Origin of the sequence: Gordonia jacobaea, from assembly GCF_965344965.1 — a bacterium.
GTDB lineage: Bacteria > Actinomycetota > Actinomycetes > Mycobacteriales > Mycobacteriaceae > Gordonia > Gordonia jacobaea.
Genome location: NZ_CBDRLS010000003.1, coordinates 455,488 through 470,324 on the forward strand (window position 1 = coordinate 455,488; position 14,837 = coordinate 470,324).

The window sequence follows — 14,837 nt, forward strand, 5'->3', positions numbered from 1 at the left end:
GTGCGACCGATGCGCGGTGGTGGGTCCGACCTTTCATCCGACCGACATCTAGTCTCAATACCATGCAGCGAATCATCGGCACCGAGGTTGAATACGGGATCTCCGCGCCAGGCGACCCGACCGCGAATCCGATCATGACGTCGACACAGGCAGTGCTCGCGTACGCCGCAGCAGCAGGGGTGCCGCGCGCCAAGCGGACGCGCTGGGACTACGAGGTCGAATCGCCGCTGCGCGATGCGCGAGGTTTCGATCTCGGGCGCGGCACCGGACCGGCCCCCATCATCGACGCCGACGAGATCGGTGCCGCGAACATGATCCTCACCAACGGGGCGCGTCTCTACGTCGACCATGCCCATCCCGAGTATTCGGCACCCGAGGTCACCGACCCGCTCGATGCCGTGATCTGGGACAAGGCGGGCGAGCGGGTGATGGAAGCGGCGGCGCGCCACGTCGCGAGTGTGCCCGGCGCACCTCGCCTGCAGTTGTACAAGAACAACATCGACGGAAAGGGTGCGTCGTACGGCACCCACGAGAACTACCTGATGAACCGCGACACGCCGTTCACCGCAGTCATCGGCGGTCTCACGACCTTCTTCGCATCGCGTCAGGTCATCACCGGCGCGGGTCGTGTCGGCATCGGGCAATCCGGCGACGAAGCCGGCTACCAGCTCTCGCAGCGGTCGGACTACATCGAGGTCGAGGTCGGACTCGAGACGACGCTCAAGCGCGGGATCATCAACACCCGCGACGAACCGCACGCCGATCCCGAGCGGTACCGCAGACTCCACGTGATCATCGGCGACGCGAATCTCGCCGAAACCGCGACGTATCTCAAGGTCGGCACGACGTCGTTGGTGCTCGACCTGATCGAGGCCGGTGTCGACTTCTCCGATATCGAACTCGCGCGCCCGGTGTCGGCGGTGCACGCGATCAGCCATGACCCGACGCTGCAGGCGACGGTTGCGTTGACCGACGGCCGCGAACTCACCGCGCTCGCACTTCAGCGCGAGTATCTCGAGCGATGCACGAAGTTCCACGAGCGCGAGAACTCCGACGACGCCCGTGCGATGGACGTGTTGCGCACCTGGGCTGACGTTCTCGATCGCCTCGAGCGCGACCCGATGGAATGCGCAGACATCCTCGACTGGCCCGCGAAGCTCCGCATCCTGGAAGGGTTCCGCCAGCGTGAGGGGCTCGGTTGGTCGGCGCCGCGACTGCAATTGATCGACCTGCAGTACTCCGACGTCCGACTCGACAAGGGCCTCTACAACCGTCTGGTGGCGCGCGGCTCGATGAAGCGACTCGTCGACGAGGCCGATGTGACGCGCGCGATCACCGAACCTCCGGAGAACACCCGGGCGTACTTCCGTGGCGAATGCCTGCGCCGCTTCGGCGCCGACGTCGCCGCAGCGAGCTGGGACTCGGTGATCTTCGACCTCGGCGGCGATTCGCTGGTACGGATTCCGACACTGGAACCCCTGCGCGGAAGCAGGGCACACGTCGGCAAACTCCTCGACTCCGTGCACTCGGCATCCGAGCTGGTCGATCAACTCACCACCTGATCGGTTCTCGACGCGTCTTGGTTTCAACCGCCCTTTCGCACACGTCACAGGTAGTGTGGATATACGAGCTGGAAGTGTCTGCGCCGCACCGCGATGCAGCAGGAAGCGACGGGCGGGTGAAGTACTCCTCGTCGCCGACGGCGAAGAGCGGTGACCACGGGTGCAGGCATCGTCGAGGCGGAGCCTCGGCAGAAACGAGGGAGTGCACATGGCGCAGGAACAGACCACTCGCGGCGGCGGTGGAGACGACGGCGAACTCGGCTCCGACGGCAGTGCCGGCCAGGAACGACGCGAGAAGCTCGCCGAGGACACCGACGACCTCCTCGACGAGATCGATGACGTGCTCGAAGAGAATGCCGAAGACTTCGTGCGCGCGTACGTGCAGAAGGGCGGCCAGTGAGCGAGAGATTCGGTTCACTGTCCCCGTCCGGTCCCACCAGAAGTTCCCACCCCACGTTCGGTGCCGACATCTCGTCGTTCACCGACTTTCTGCGGGTCAACGCACCCGACCAGTTGCCACAGGCGAGGGCTGAACGCATGGGCACCTTCACCTCGGCCACCGACACCTCGGAAATCCCGCACGGCACCACGATCGTGGCCGTGAGCTTTCCCGGCGGTGTGGTGCTCGCGGGCGACCGACGCGCGACGATGGGCAACCTCATCGCGACTCGCGATGTGCAGAAGGTGTATGTCACAGATGAGTACTCGGCTGCCGGCATCGCGGGCACCGCGGGTATCGCCATCGAGATGGTCCGGCTGTTCACTGTCGAACTCGAGCACTACGAGAAGATCGAGGGTGTCCCACTCACTCTCGACGGCAAGGTCAGCAGACTCGCCTCGATGGTGCGCGGCAACCTCGGTGCGGCGATGCAGGGCCTGGCAGCGATCCCGCTGCTCGTCGGCTACGACATCGACCACGACAGCCCAACCGAACGAGGCCGCATCTTCTCCTTCGACGTCGCGGGTGACCGGCATGAGGAGTTCGGCGGGTATCAGGCGATCGGCTCCGGGTCGGTATTCGCGAAATCGTCGTTGAAGAAGCTCTACCGTTCCGATCTCGACGCCGACTCGGCGCTCGCAATCGCCGTCGAATCGCTCTATGACGCGGCCGACGACGATTCGGCGACCGGCGGCCCCGACATCGTCCGCAAGATCTTCCCGACCGCCGTCGTCGTGAGTGCCGAAGGCGCACAAGAGGTTCCACCCGCCGACATCGAGGCGGCAGCTCGGGCGATCATCGAGCGTCGAGCCGCAGAGCATGAGGAGGCGCCGCGATGACCTTCCCGTATTACGCAAGTGCCGAGCAGATCATGCGCGATCGCTCGGATCTCGCGCGCAAGGGAATCGCCCGCGGGCGCAGCGTGGTCATCCTGACCTACGCCGACGGCGTGCTCTTCGTTGCGGAGAATCCGTCGAACACCCTGCGTAAGACGAGCGAGATCTACGATCGAATCGGCTTCGCCGCGGTCGGCAAGTACAACGAGTTCGAGAGTCTGCGCAAGGCGGGTATCCAGCTCGCCGACATGCGTGGTTACTCCTACGACCGCGCCGACGTGTCGGCGCTCTCGTTGGCCAATACGTACGCGAACGCGCTGGGTTCGGTGTTCACCGAACAGCCCAAGCCGTACGAGGTCGAGTTGTGTGTCGCCGAGGTGGCGCGCTTCGGAAAGCCGAAGCCCTCGCAGTTGTTCCGCATCAGCTACGACGGCTCGATCGCCGACGAGACCAGATTCATCGTCATGGGTGGCGCCACCGACGCCATCTCGGCTGCCCTCAAGGACAGCTACGAGTCGGATCTTCAACTCGCAGACGCCCTGAAGATCGCGGTGGATGCGCTCTCGACTCCGACCGAGGCGTCGAACGGAACGCCAACTGCGGCACGCGAATTGAGCCCCGGCGATCTCGAGGTAGCGATCCTCGACCGCAATCGTCCGAGGCGCGCGTTCCGACGGTTGACCGCTGCCGCGGTGGCCGACCTGTTGCCCGCAGCGGCAGCGGAGCCGACCGAATCGACAGCGTCGGACGGCAACGGCGACCCGAGCGGCGATGCCTCAACTGATTCGGGCGCGTCCTGATCGTGCAACCGGTCGACGCAGGATTCCGCGGGTAGGGTTGAAGAGTGCAACGTCGAATCATGGGCATCGAGACGGAATTCGGTGTCACCTGCACCTTCCACGGCCATCGCCGACTGAGTCCCGACGAGGTCGCGCGGTACCTGTTCCGACGGGTCGTGTCGTGGGGGCGCTCCTCGAATGTGTTCCTCCAGAATGGCGCACGGCTCTACCTCGATGTGGGTTCTCATCCCGAGTACGCAACGGCGGAGTGCGACAGCCTCATCCAGCTCATCAACCACGATCGAGCCGGTGAGTTGGTTCTCGAGGATCTCCTCGTCGACGCCGAACAGCGGCTCGCCGACGAAGGTATCGGCGGCGACATCTACCTGTTCAAGAACAACACCGACTCGGCGGGCAACTCGTACGGCTGCCACGAGAACTATCTCGTCGTTCGAGCAGGGGAGTTCTCGCGCATCTCCGATGTGCTGCTGCCGTTCCTCGTCACCCGTCAGCTTATCTGCGGTGCGGGCAAGGTGCTGGCGACGCCCAAGGCGGCAACCTTCTGCCTCTCGCAGCGTGCCGAGCACATCTGGGAGGGCGTGTCGTCGGCGACGACGCGGTCGCGTCCGATCATCAATACGCGCGACGAGCCCCACGCCGACGCCGAGAAGTACCGCCGACTCCACGTCATCGTCGGCGACTCCAACATGTCGGAGATGACCACCCTGCTCAAGGTCGGCTCCGCGGCACTCGTGCTCGAGATGATCGAGGCAGGGGTCGCTTTCCGCGACTTCGCCCTCGACAACCCGATCCGGGCGATTCGCGAGGTCAGCCATGACACGACCGGCACGCGCCCGGTCCGTCTCGCTGGCGGACGGCAGGCCACCGCACTGGAGATCCAGCGCGAGTACCACGCACGTGCGGTCGAGCATCTGGTCAATCGCGCGCCGGACCCCGAGATGGACATGGTCGTCGACCTGTGGGGTCGCATGCTCGACGCCGTCGAGGCCGACGACTTCTCCAAGGTAGACACCGAGATCGACTGGGTCATCAAGCGCAAACTGTTCCAGCGCTATCAGGACAAGTACTCGATGGAGCTGTCGGACCCAAAGATCGCGCAACTCGACCTCGCCTATCACGACATCAAGCGCGGACGAGGGGTCTTCGACCTCCTCTCACGCAAGGGTTTGGTCACGCGCGCGACGACGGACGAGGCGATCAAGACCGCCGTCAACGAACCGCCGCAAACGACGAGAGCCAAGTTGCGCGGTGATTTCATCTCCGCCGCGCAGAAGGCGGGACGCGACTTCACCGTCGACTGGGTCCATCTCAAGCTCAACGATCAAGCTCAGCGCACGGTGCTGTGCAAGGACCCGTTCCGCAGCGTCGACGAGCGCGTCGATCGCTTGATCGCATCCATGTAGCCGTAAGCTGCATGGCGTGGTTACGTCGAAAGTCGAGCGTCAGATCAACCTGGTGATCTGTCTGCTCTCGACCAAGCAATACGTCACCGCCGAGTACATCCGCCGCAACGTCTCCGGTTACCACGACCAGGAGCGTTCCGCCGAGGCGTTCAATCGGATGTTCGAGCGTGACAAGAACGATCTGCGCGACCTCGGCGTGCCTCTGGTCACCGGCCCTTCTCCGGAGAGCGGGATCGAGGGGTACCGAATCGACCCGGACTCGTACTCGCTGCCCGACATCACGCTCGACGAGCAGGAGGCCGCGGCGATCGCGATGGCCGCGGCACTCTGGGACAACTCCGACGTCTCGACCATCTCGCAGACCGCCGTCCTCAAACTCCAGGCGGCGGGAATCGACGTGCGTGCCGACGACGAGATCGGTGTCGCAGCGGTGTCACAGAGGTCCCTCGGGGGTGAGCAGTCGCTCACACCGACACTGGCAGCGATCGACGCGGGCCAGGCCATCACGTTCACCTACCGCGCGGGCGCGACGTCGTCGGGGGAGCGCCGCACGCTCGAACCGTGGGGAGTGGTGACGCACCGAGGTCGCTGGTATGTCGTCGGCCACGACCGTGGTCGCGAGGCAACACGAACCTTCCGACTGAGCAGGCTTTCTGACGTCACCGCCATCGGCCCGGCCGGGGTGGTGCACCGTCCGGAGCACACCGATCTGCAGCAGATCGTCGCCGACGCGGTCGATGCAGCCACCGGTTCGGATGGTCGCGCCGCTCGCGTCTGGGTGGCTACCGACCGTGCGGCAGGGCTTCGACGCCTCGCGACGTCGAGCACCCCTGCCTCGTTCGACGGCGAGGAGGGCGACGACCTGGTCATCGAGATCATGTCGCTGAGCACGCTGGCCCGCATGATTCTGGCCGTCGGCCCCGACGCCGTCGTCCGAGAACCGGCCGAACTACGCGACCTCGTGATCACGGGACTCGATCGGATCGCCGGGGTGAACGCCTGATGTCGACAGCACAATCGCAGCGCCTGAGTCGACTGCTGGCACTTGTCCCATATTTTTCGACGCGTGGCGGTATCTCCATGGAGAAGGCCGCGCGCGATCTGGGGGTCACGCCCACTCAACTACGCAAAGATCTCGAACAGCTCTTCGTCTGCGGACTGCCGGGTTACTACCCGGACGACCTCATCGAGCTCGAGTTCTCCGAGGGGTACGTCGATGTCGGGTTCACGGCCGGAATGGACCGTCCCCTTCGACTGACCGGCGCCGAGGCGAGCGTGCTGTTGGTTGCCCTACAGGCGCTCGTCGACATGGCGGGGGTCCTCGACCAGCAGGCCGCGCGGCGTGCGATCGCCAAGATCGAACAAGCCGTCGGCAAGTCTCTTCCTGCCGTCGCGACGGTCACCGTCGACGACGATGACGAGAAGAACCCGACCTACGCGACGGTGCGGCGTGCGGTCACGCAAGGCCGGGCACTCGACCTCACCTACTACTCGGCGACGCGCGATTCGGTCAGTCAGCGGGTCGTCGACCCGATACGCCTGCAGGGGCTGAACTCCAACACCTACCTCGAGGCCTGGTGTCGCGGCAGCGAGGGCGTGCGCCTGTTCCGGTTCGATCGAATCGAGGCCGCGCAGCTGCGCGACGAGCCGTCAGCGCCGCCGGCATCCGTGGCGGGCACGCAGCAGTCGGTGATTCTCGGCGATGACCCTGACCACAGGTCTGTCGACATCGCGATAGATCCGGAGCAGGCTTGGGTTCTCGACTACTACCGCATCGATCCGCTCGACGACGTCGTCGCAGACCGCGACACCCACGAACCGATCAGGGGCCGACTCGCGTACGGCTCACCGGAGTGGTTGACGCGATTTCTGTTGGGGTTCGGCGGGACGGTGCGCGTCGTCGATGATCGGGAGATCGACGGCGCTGTGACCAGCGCCGCACAGCAAGCTCGGGCGCGCTATCGCTGAATGGCGCGGTACGATGACGATGAAGACAAGCGGAAGGTAAATCCTGATGGGTGCAATGTCGTGGTGGCACTGGCTGATCGTGCTGGTGGTAGTGCTACTGCTGTTCGGCTCCAAGAAGCTTCCCGACGCGGCGCGTGGCCTCGGCCAGTCGCTGCGGATCTTCAAGAGCGAGGTACAGGAGATGCAGCGCGAGGGTGATTCGACGCCTCCCAAGACCACCGCGTCTCCCGACGAAGCGACACCGCAGCGCGAGCTCCCGTCGTCGGACGCGAGCACCACTGCGCCATCCACCCCGGATCACACCAAGAAGTCGGCGTAGCCGCTCACCGGGACACCTGAGTGCGGATTCCATTCGACCCGAGGTACCGCAAGCGCAAACTCAACCCCGACGGCACCATGCCGCTGGTGGAGCATCTGTTCGAGCTGCGTACCCGACTGCTCATTTCGATGGCCGCGATCGTCGTCACGACGATCATCGGCTTCGTCTGGTACTCCTACGGGATATTCGGTCTCCCTACTCTCGGCGACCTGCTCCGTGAGCCCTACTGCTCGCTGCCTGCATCGTCACGAGCGACGCTGACCGCGGACGACTCCTGCCGCCTGCTCGCGACGGGGCCGTTCGATCAGTTCATGCTCCGCCTCAAGGTGGCATTGACCACGGGCATAGTGCTGGCCTGCCCGGTGTGGCTGTACCAGATCTGGCAGTTCGTCACTCCCGGCCTGCTCGAGAAGGAACGCAAGTACGCGATTTCGTTCGTGTCGGCGGCCGCGGTGCTCTTCATCGCAGGCGCTGTGCTGGCGTATCTCGTCGTTGCGAAGGCATTCCACTTCCTGCTGACCGTCGGCAACAACGTGCAGGTGACCGCGCTGGCGGGCGATCAGTACTTCGGATTCATGATCCATCTGCTCATCATCTTCGGCGTGAGTTTCGAGCTGCCGTTGCTGATCGTCGCACTGAACACGGTTGGCGTGCTGCGGTACGAGCGCCTCAAGGCGTGGCGTCGCGGATTGATCTTTGCCCTGTTCGTGTTCGCGGCCATCGTGACCCCGGGCCAGGATCCGTTCACCATGCTGGCCCTGGCCCTCGCTTTGACTGTCCTGCTCGAGGTAGCGATCCAGTTCTCGCGGTTCAACGACCGACGGCGCGACCGGAACACACCGGACTGGGCGTCGATTCCCGACGACCAGGCCAGCCCACTGCCCGACGTCTCGCCGCGACCGCAACCATCGACCGTCGGAGCACCCTCGCCGGTCTCAGAGCAGGGCCGCACCTCCGTGCGCGACGCCGCGACCTTCGACGATGTCCTCTGACCCCGATGTGTTCTGAGCCCGATGTCTGCTGACCACACGGAGTTCGACCGCTTCGCGGCGAGCCTCTCGTTCGAGCTCGACGACTTCCAACGGCTGGCCTGCCACGCGCTCGAGGACGGTCAAGGCGTGCTGGTGTGTGCACCGACCGGTGCAGGCAAGACGATCGTCGGCGAGTTCGCGGTGCATCTCGCATTGGCCGACGCAACGAAGTGTTTCTACACGACTCCGATCAAGGCGCTGAGCAATCAGAAGTACGCCGATCTCGTAGCCGTTCACGGCAGACAGAACGTCGGGCTCCTCACCGGCGACAGCTCGATCAACTCCGACGCTCCGGTCGTGGTGATGACCACCGAGGTCGTCCGCAACATGATCTATGCGAATTCACCTGCTCTACAAGGACTCTCGCATGTGGTGATGGACGAGGTGCACTTCCTTGCCGACCGTTTTCGCGGTGCGGTCTGGGAGGAGGTCATTCTCGGGCTCGATCCCTCGGTGCGGGTGGTGAGCTTGTCGGCGACGGTCAGCAACGCCGAAGAATTCGGCGACTGGATTCAGACTGTCCGAGGCGAGGTCACCGTCATCGTCGACGAACATCGACCCGTGCCTCTCCAGCAGCACATGCTCGTCGGCTCACGCATGTTCGACCTGTTCGACCCCCACCGCGACGGCGGCAAGCCCCAGGTCAACCCCGAACTCAAACGCTATATCCGACACCGAATGCTCCTGGCAGACGACCGCGACAGCGGTCGCGGACACGATCGACGTTCCGGTCGCGGACGACCGCGCCAGACCCGCGGTAGAGGGCCCGGCGCCCTCTCACGTCCGCAGCTCGTCGCTCGCCTCGATCGCGAAGGCTTGCTCCCCGCAATCGGATTCATCTTCTCGCGCGTGGGTTGCGACGCCGCCTTGGCCCAATGCCTTCGGTCGGGACTGTCGTTGCTGACACCCGAGGAGTCGAGTGCCGTCGACGAAGTCATCGACCGGCACCTCACCGAGATCGCGCCCGGTGATGCCGACGTCCTCGGGGTCGACGAGTGGCGGGCAGGTTTGCGGCGTGGGTTCGCCGCCCATCACGCGGGCCTCCTCCCGACGTTTCGTCACACGGTGGAAGAACTCTTTGTGCGAGGACTCGTGCGGATGGTGTTCGCCACCGAAACCCTCGCGCTGGGTATCAACATGCCCGCCCGCTCAGTCGTTCTCGAGCGCCTGGTCAAGTTCAACGGAGAGTCACACGTCGATCTGACTCCCGGTGAGTTCACCCAGCTCACCGGACGCGCCGGGCGCAGGGGCATCGACGTCGAGGGTCACGCCGTGGTGGTGTGGACGCCCGAGCTGGTTCCTGAACAGGTCGCAGGCCTCGCGGGGGCCCGCACGTTCCCGCTGCGCAGCTCATTCGCGCCCGAATACAACATGGCGGTCAACCTGATCGGTCGTCGAGGACTCGCGGGGTCACGTGAGCTACTCAACAGGTCGTTTGCGCAGTTCCAGGCCGACCGTTCCGTCGTCGGGCAATCCCGCAAGGTCGACGACATGTACCGCCGACTACGCAAACTCGACGTCGAGCTCGCCGGAGCCGCCGACAAACGCGGCATCGAGCCCGGGACGATCACCGCACTCGACGACGACCCGTCCGACGGTGCGGACGATGGGTCGGACTCGCACCGAGGTTTTCTCGGCTACGTGACGCTGCGTGAGGAGATCCGCAGACGGGAGCGGGATCTCAAATTCCGCAGCCGTGTGGCCACGCAGGAGTCGACGGTCGCCGACCTTGCCGGCCTCAAACGCGGACATGTCATCGGTGTGTCATCGGGGCGCCACCGCGGACTCGCCGTCGTGCTCGAGGCCGCGAGCCAACCGGCAGATCCCAAGCCGCTGGTACTCAGCGAGGACGCCTGGTGCGGCCGCGTGGGTACACGTGATTTCGTGAATCCGCCCGAGGTGCTCGGCCATATGCGGCTGCCCAAGAATCCCGACCGCAGGACCGGACGCGGTCGGCGCGATCTGGCATCGGCACTGCGGTCGACAGGGATCGAGATGCCACGGGGACGCCAGAAGAAGCGGGCGTTGGCGGCAGACGACACCGAGTTGGCCCGAATGCGCCACCAACTGCGGGCTCATCCCGCCCATCAGCTCGACAACGGCGACGACCTGTTCCGGCTCGCCGAGCAACGCAACCGGCTTGTTCGGGACATCGTGTCGGCGGAGCGCTCGATCAGCGAGCGAACATCAACACTCGGAGTGACCTTCGACAGGATCGTCGGCGTGCTCACCGAACTCGGTTACGTCGAGAGTGATCGCGGTGAGGTGGTGGTCACGCCCACGGGTCAGCTCCTGAGCCGGATCTACAGCGAGAGCGATCTCCTCGTGACCGAGTGCATTCGCGCCGGGATCTGGGACAGACTCGGACCGCCGCAACTCGCTGCGGTTGTCGCAGCGATGGTGTTCGAATCGCGCCGCGACAGTCACGCAGGTGCCGACGCGATGCCGGGAAACGTCGAGCTGCGGACCGCGATCGCCGAGACCCTCGACATCTGGGGTCAGGTCACCGACGTCGAACGGCGTCACGGGGTGTCGCCGACACGCGAACCCGACACGGGGTTCTCCGTCGCTGTGTCGTTGTGGGCGTCGGGTCGGTCGCTGACGGAGTCGTTGGCCGCCGCGGGCGAGCGCGGCACGCTGCTCTCACCCGGCGACTTCGTTCGATGGAACCGACAGGTCGTTGATTTGCTGGAACAGATCCGCCTCGGTGTAGGCGACGACGCTCCGCTCGCCCGTTCGGCACGCGCAGCGGTCGGAGCGATCCGACGCGGCGTTGTCGCTGCCGAACTCGGTTGACGTAGCAGGAGTGCGTGGGCGGTTCGACGTGATCGGGAGTCGTCGACCGCCTGACCGACGAGTCCGATTCGCTGGGGTAACCTTCACTTCGCATATCGGTCGGCGACGACGGCGGGGGAGACGCGCGTCGCGCCGCGATACCGTGACCGTTCGACACTGCACACCGGTGCACCATCGCCGGGACGATCGAGAGAGAGACGCATGAGTCATCCGTACGATCCCAACAACGCCGGTGACCAGTCGTCCCCCGGGGGCCAGTCGCACGAGGCCGATCAGCAGGGGCAAGGCTCGGCGCAACCTCCTCAGTATGGTCAGCCACCGCAGTACGGGCAGCCGGGCCAGCCCCAGTACGGGCAACCGGCGCAGTACGGCCAGCAGCCCCAGTACGGGCAGCCGGGCCAGCCGCAATACGGACAACCAGGGCAGTATGGCCAGCCGGGCCAGCCCCAATACGGGCAACCGGCGCAGTACGGCCAGCAGCCCCAGTACGGGCAGCCCGGCCAGCCCCAATACGGGCAACCGGCGCAGTACGGACAGCCGGGGCAGTACGGGCAGCCGCAGCCGGGTCAGCCCCAGTACGCCCAACCCCAGTACGGTCAGCCGCAGCAGCAGGGCCAGTACGGCCAGCCAGCCCAGTACGGACAGCCGGGACAGTACGCACAGCCGCAGCAGGGTCAGCAAGACTACGGTCAGGGTCAGCCGCAGCAGCCCGGCCAGCAGGCCGATCCGTTCTCGTCGATGGCGGCGTCAACAACGTCGGGATCATCAAACCGTAAGCGCACAGCCATTTTCGGCGGCGTCGGCGCTGCGGTCGTGATCGCCGCGATCTTGCTCATCACCGCCTTCGCATGGCCGGGCTGGGCACCGAAGACGCTCGACCAGAACGCGGTTCAGGACGGCGTGAAGCAGGTCCTGACCAAGGACTACCAGGCGAGCGACGTCTCGAACGTCTCGTGCCCGTCGGGTCAGAGCGTGAAGAAGGGTAATTCGTTCAGCTGCTCGGTCACCGTCGGAGGCCAGAAGCAACAGGTCAAGGTCACGATCCTCGACGATGACGGCAAGTACGAGGTGTCGCGTCCGACGAGCTGATCAGCGCGACGCAAGCTCCCACCCGAGCGCGTCGGCGAGCCTGCCCACAGACGCACCGATACGCAGCTCGTCGATCAGGTCGGCGAGTCGCTCGGGGTCGGCGGGCGACGACGGCAGGTGGTCGTCATCGATGCTCTCCACCGTGGGCGCATCGGTGCGCACCGTCACCACTGTCCGTGCGGCACGGAGGTAGTCCGTCGAATCACGCAGTGCCGACCGCACGCGCGGAGTGAGCGTCGACGACGGGTCGTCGGCTGCGGCCTCGAGCGCGTCGAGATCGCCGTAGGCGGTTATCAGCTTCGCGGCCGTCTTGTCGCCTATCCCTGACACGCCGGGCAGCCCATCCGACGGGTCTCCGCGCAGCATCGACATCTCCGCGTAGGCCGTGCCGGCCCGGTCGACGGGCACGCCGTATCGCTCGGAAACCTCCTCGGGTCCCATCAGCTCGGCTTTCGCCAGTCCGCGTCCGACGTAGAGCACGCGCACCGGCACCGGGTCATCGGCCACCACCTGAAGCAGATCGCGGTCGCCGCTGACCACGATCACGGCGTCGTCGGCTTCGATCGCGGCGAGTGTGCCGATCACGTCGTCGGCTTCGCATCCCGCTGCTCCCGATGTCGTCAGTCCCGCGGCGGCCAGCACGTCGAGGATCATGTCGACCTGCGGCGTGAGGGTGTCGGGAACCTCTTCGATGTCGGGTTCGTCTCGACTTCCGTCACCGGAATGCGGCGCCTCCTGCGCCACCCGATGGGCCTTGTACGACGGCAGCAAGTCAGTACGAAACGCCGGACGCCAATCGAGGTCGAGGCAGACGACGAGGCGGGTCGGATGGTGTTGGGACACCAGAGAAGCGATCGTGTCGACGAATCCACGGACCGCGTTCACGGGCCGTCCGTCGGCGGCGGTGAGCTTCTCGGGCAGTGCGTGAAACGAGCGGAACCACAGGCTTGCGCCGTCGAGCAACATCACGGATCCTGGCATGTCTCAACTCTGCCATCCGCGTAGGCTTCGACTCGTGACCGCCACTGCAGAAGAGCGTTTCGATGCCGAGGTGTACCGCCGTCGCCTCGCACGTGCCGCTGTGCTGACCGGCAAAGCCGGACTCGACGCCCTCATCGTTTCCCCAGGACCTGACCTGCGTTATCTCACCGGTTCTCGCGCCGACACCTTCGAGCGTCTGACGGCGCTGGTGATCCCGGCATCCGGAACCCCTCGACTGGTGATCGCTCGACTCGAGCTCGCTTCCGTGCGCGACTCCGCGGTCAGCGAACTCGACATCGACGTCGTCGACTGGGTCGACGGCGATGACGCACACGCGCTTGCCGTCGCCGGGTTGCCGACTCCCGCTGCCGTCGCGGTCTCCGAGTCGATGCCGGCGCTCCATCTCGTGCCGATCGCAGATCGTCTGGGAGCCACCCCGACCCTTGCGACGCCGGTGCTTCGTCAGATGCGAATGATCAAGGACGGCAACGAAGTCGACGCTCTCCGACGCGCAGGCGCCGCGATCGACCGGGTGCACGCACGCATGGGCGAGTGGCTGCGTCCGGGACGAACGGAAGCCGACGTAGCCGCCGACATCGCCGAGGCGATCGTCGCGGAGGGACACACGGAACCCGAATTCATCATCGTCGGGTCGGGTCCCAACGGCGCCGATCCGCACCATGAGCAGTCCGACCGGGTGATCCAACCCGACGACATCGTCGTGATCGACATCGGCGGACCGGTCGAACCGGGCTACAACTCCGATTCCACCCGCACGTACTGTTTCGCCCAGCCGACCGACGAGAGGGCACGTGCGTACGCCGCGCTCGAGCTCGCCCAGCGGACCGCGGTCGCAGCGGTGCGGCCAGGAGTGAGCGCCGAGAAGGTTGACGCGGCAGCGCGTGAAGTACTCGTCGACGCGGGGTTCGGGGAGAACTTCATTCACCGCACCGGCCACGGCATCGGGCTCTCCGTTCACGAGGAGCCCTACATCGTCAGCGGCAACGACCTCGTCCTCGAGGCCGGGATGGCGTTCTCGATCGAACCCGGCGTCTACTTCCCGGGGCAGTGGGGCGCGCGGATCGAGGACATCGTCATCGTGACCGACGACGGATGCGAACCGGTCAATGTGCGCCCGCACGAATTGCGGGTGCTGTAGACCCGGGCCCCGCGGGACGGGTGACGATCAATCGAGCAGCGAGTGCGAACCGAGTACACGCTGCACGTCGATCTCGATGACGACGCGCTCGGGATTCGGCTTCGGCTCCCGATATCGCTGGGCGTAGCGCCGTTCGGCCTCCGCAACGCGGTCGCGATCGCGATGAACGGTCGCGGGGCCCTCCAGCGTCAGCCACCGCGGACCGTCGACGTTGGTCACGGCGGCATAGCCGCCGCGCTCGGCATTGCGCACCTTCTGGCTGCCCTCACGGGTGATCACCCGAGCGAGTCCACTGTCGGGGTCGTAGGTGAACCCGACAGCAACGACGTGCGGGGTGCCGTCGGGTCGAAGCGTCGCGAGTGACGCAAGGTGTCGCTCGCCGAGGAAGTCGAGCGCAGCGGAACCGATGTTCTCCGGAGTGCGCGGCATGGTGCCAACGATAGTCACCGCGACG

14 protein-coding genes are annotated in these 14,837 nt (G+C 65.7%); 12 read left to right on the forward strand and 2 right to left on the reverse strand.

Annotated elements, in window-relative coordinates; translation table 11 throughout:
- Positions 1–62: 62 nt before the first annotated feature.
- The 11 genes from dop (at position 63) to ACRVY7_RS12860 (ending at position 12,243) form a co-directional block, all read left to right on the forward strand.
- Positions 63–1,562: a depupylase/deamidase Dop gene (dop, locus tag ACRVY7_RS12810; protein WP_049697374.1), complete on the forward strand. Its 1,500-nt coding sequence runs from the start codon at positions 63–65 to the stop codon at positions 1,560–1,562.
- Between the two features lie 208 nt (positions 1,563–1,770).
- The gene (locus tag ACRVY7_RS12815; RefSeq protein ID WP_005202935.1) at positions 1,771–1,962 is read left to right on the forward strand and encodes a ubiquitin-like protein Pup; all 192 of its coding nucleotides are present in this window, start codon (positions 1,771–1,773) and stop codon (positions 1,960–1,962) included.
- Positions 1,959–2,840: a proteasome subunit beta gene (prcB, locus tag ACRVY7_RS12820; RefSeq protein ID WP_049697375.1), complete on the forward strand. Its 882-nt coding sequence runs from the start codon at positions 1,959–1,961 to the stop codon at positions 2,838–2,840. Before ACRVY7_RS12815 ends, prcB begins: the two co-directional genes overlap by 4 nt.
- Complete coding sequence (gene prcA, locus ACRVY7_RS12825; protein WP_431817307.1) at positions 2,837–3,637, forward strand: proteasome subunit alpha; 801 nt, start codon at positions 2,837–2,839, stop codon at positions 3,635–3,637. Before prcB ends, prcA begins: the two co-directional genes overlap by 4 nt.
- 44 nt (positions 3,638–3,681) lie before the next feature.
- The gene (gene pafA, locus ACRVY7_RS12830; protein ID WP_049697377.1) at positions 3,682–5,040 is read left to right on the forward strand and encodes a Pup--protein ligase; all 1,359 of its coding nucleotides are present in this window, start codon (positions 3,682–3,684) and stop codon (positions 5,038–5,040) included.
- Between the two features lie 16 nt (positions 5,041–5,056).
- Positions 5,057–6,043, forward strand: a complete 987-nt coding sequence (locus tag ACRVY7_RS12835; RefSeq protein ID WP_049697378.1) for a helix-turn-helix transcriptional regulator — start codon at positions 5,057–5,059, stop codon at positions 6,041–6,043.
- The gene (locus tag ACRVY7_RS12840) at positions 6,043–7,008 is read left to right on the forward strand and encodes a helix-turn-helix transcriptional regulator (RefSeq protein ID WP_431817308.1); all 966 of its coding nucleotides are present in this window, start codon (positions 6,043–6,045) and stop codon (positions 7,006–7,008) included. Before ACRVY7_RS12835 ends, ACRVY7_RS12840 begins: the two co-directional genes overlap by 1 nt.
- A gap of 46 nt (positions 7,009–7,054) precedes the next feature.
- Positions 7,055–7,327 (forward strand): Sec-independent protein translocase subunit TatA, encoded by a 273-nt coding sequence (gene tatA / locus ACRVY7_RS12845; RefSeq protein ID WP_049697380.1) that lies wholly within the window; start codon positions 7,055–7,057, stop codon positions 7,325–7,327.
- Between the two features lie 20 nt (positions 7,328–7,347).
- Positions 7,348–8,319 carry a twin-arginine translocase subunit TatC gene (gene tatC, locus ACRVY7_RS12850; RefSeq protein ID WP_049697381.1) on the forward strand — a complete coding sequence of 324 codons (972 nt, stop codon included), beginning with the start codon at positions 7,348–7,350 and terminating at the stop codon, positions 8,317–8,319.
- 21 nt (positions 8,320–8,340) lie between these two features.
- Positions 8,341–11,154, forward strand: coding sequence for a DEAD/DEAH box helicase (locus ACRVY7_RS12855; protein ID WP_431817309.1), 2,814 nt, complete (start codon positions 8,341–8,343; stop codon positions 11,152–11,154).
- A 201-nt stretch (positions 11,155–11,355) separates the two neighbouring features.
- Entirely contained in the window at positions 11,356–12,243 is an 888-nt protein-coding gene (locus ACRVY7_RS12860; protein ID WP_431817310.1) for a DUF4333 domain-containing protein, read from the forward strand.
- On the opposite strand, the gene ACRVY7_RS12865 is transcribed toward ACRVY7_RS12860, so the two are convergent.
- Positions 12,244–13,209 (reverse strand): 5'-3' exonuclease, encoded by a 966-nt coding sequence (locus tag ACRVY7_RS12865; RefSeq protein WP_431817517.1) that lies wholly within the window; start codon positions 13,207–13,209, stop codon positions 12,244–12,246. It lies immediately after the preceding gene.
- 13 nt (positions 13,210–13,222) lie between these two features.
- Here ACRVY7_RS12865 and ACRVY7_RS12870 point away from each other — a divergent pair, with 13 nt between their 5' ends.
- Positions 13,223–14,383, forward strand: coding sequence for a M24 family metallopeptidase (locus ACRVY7_RS12870; protein WP_049697385.1), 1,161 nt, complete (start codon positions 13,223–13,225; stop codon positions 14,381–14,383).
- A gap of 27 nt (positions 14,384–14,410) precedes the next feature.
- Here the strand turns inward: ACRVY7_RS12870 and ACRVY7_RS12875 are convergent, their stop codons facing one another.
- A complete protein-coding gene (locus ACRVY7_RS12875) occupies positions 14,411–14,812 on the reverse strand; it encodes a pyridoxamine 5'-phosphate oxidase family protein (RefSeq protein WP_049697533.1) in 402 nt (133 codons plus the stop codon).
- Between the last annotated feature and the right edge of the window lie 25 nt (positions 14,813–14,837).

Excerpts from the sequence above, each read along its gene's own strand:
- tatA (WP_049697380.1), top strand. The coding sequence starts at position 7,055 with ATGGGTGCAATGTCGTGGTGGCACTGGCTGATCGTGCTGGTGGTAGTG.
- ACRVY7_RS12815 (WP_005202935.1), top strand. The coding sequence starts at position 1,771 with ATGGCGCAGGAACAGACCACTCGCGGCGGCGGTGGAGACGACGGCGAA.
- ACRVY7_RS12860 (WP_431817310.1), top strand. The coding sequence starts at position 11,356 with ATGAGTCATCCGTACGATCCCAACAACGCCGGTGACCAGTCGTCCCCC.
- ACRVY7_RS12840 (WP_431817308.1), top strand. The coding sequence starts at position 6,043 with ATGTCGACAGCACAATCGCAGCGCCTGAGTCGACTGCTGGCACTTGTC.
- ACRVY7_RS12870 (WP_049697385.1), top strand. The coding sequence starts at position 13,223 with ATGTCTCAACTCTGCCATCCGCGTAGGCTTCGACTCGTGACCGCCACT.
- ACRVY7_RS12875 (WP_049697533.1), bottom strand. The coding sequence starts at position 14,812 with ATGCCGCGCACTCCGGAGAACATCGGTTCCGCTGCGCTCGACTTCCTC.
- ACRVY7_RS12865 (WP_431817517.1), bottom strand. The coding sequence starts at position 13,209 with ATGTTGCTCGACGGCGCAAGCCTGTGGTTCCGCTCGTTTCACGCACTG.
- prcA (WP_431817307.1), top strand. The coding sequence starts at position 2,837 with ATGACCTTCCCGTATTACGCAAGTGCCGAGCAGATCATGCGCGATCGC.
- ACRVY7_RS12855 (WP_431817309.1), top strand. The coding sequence starts at position 8,341 with ATGTCTGCTGACCACACGGAGTTCGACCGCTTCGCGGCGAGCCTCTCG.
- dop (WP_049697374.1), top strand. The coding sequence starts at position 63 with ATGCAGCGAATCATCGGCACCGAGGTTGAATACGGGATCTCCGCGCCA.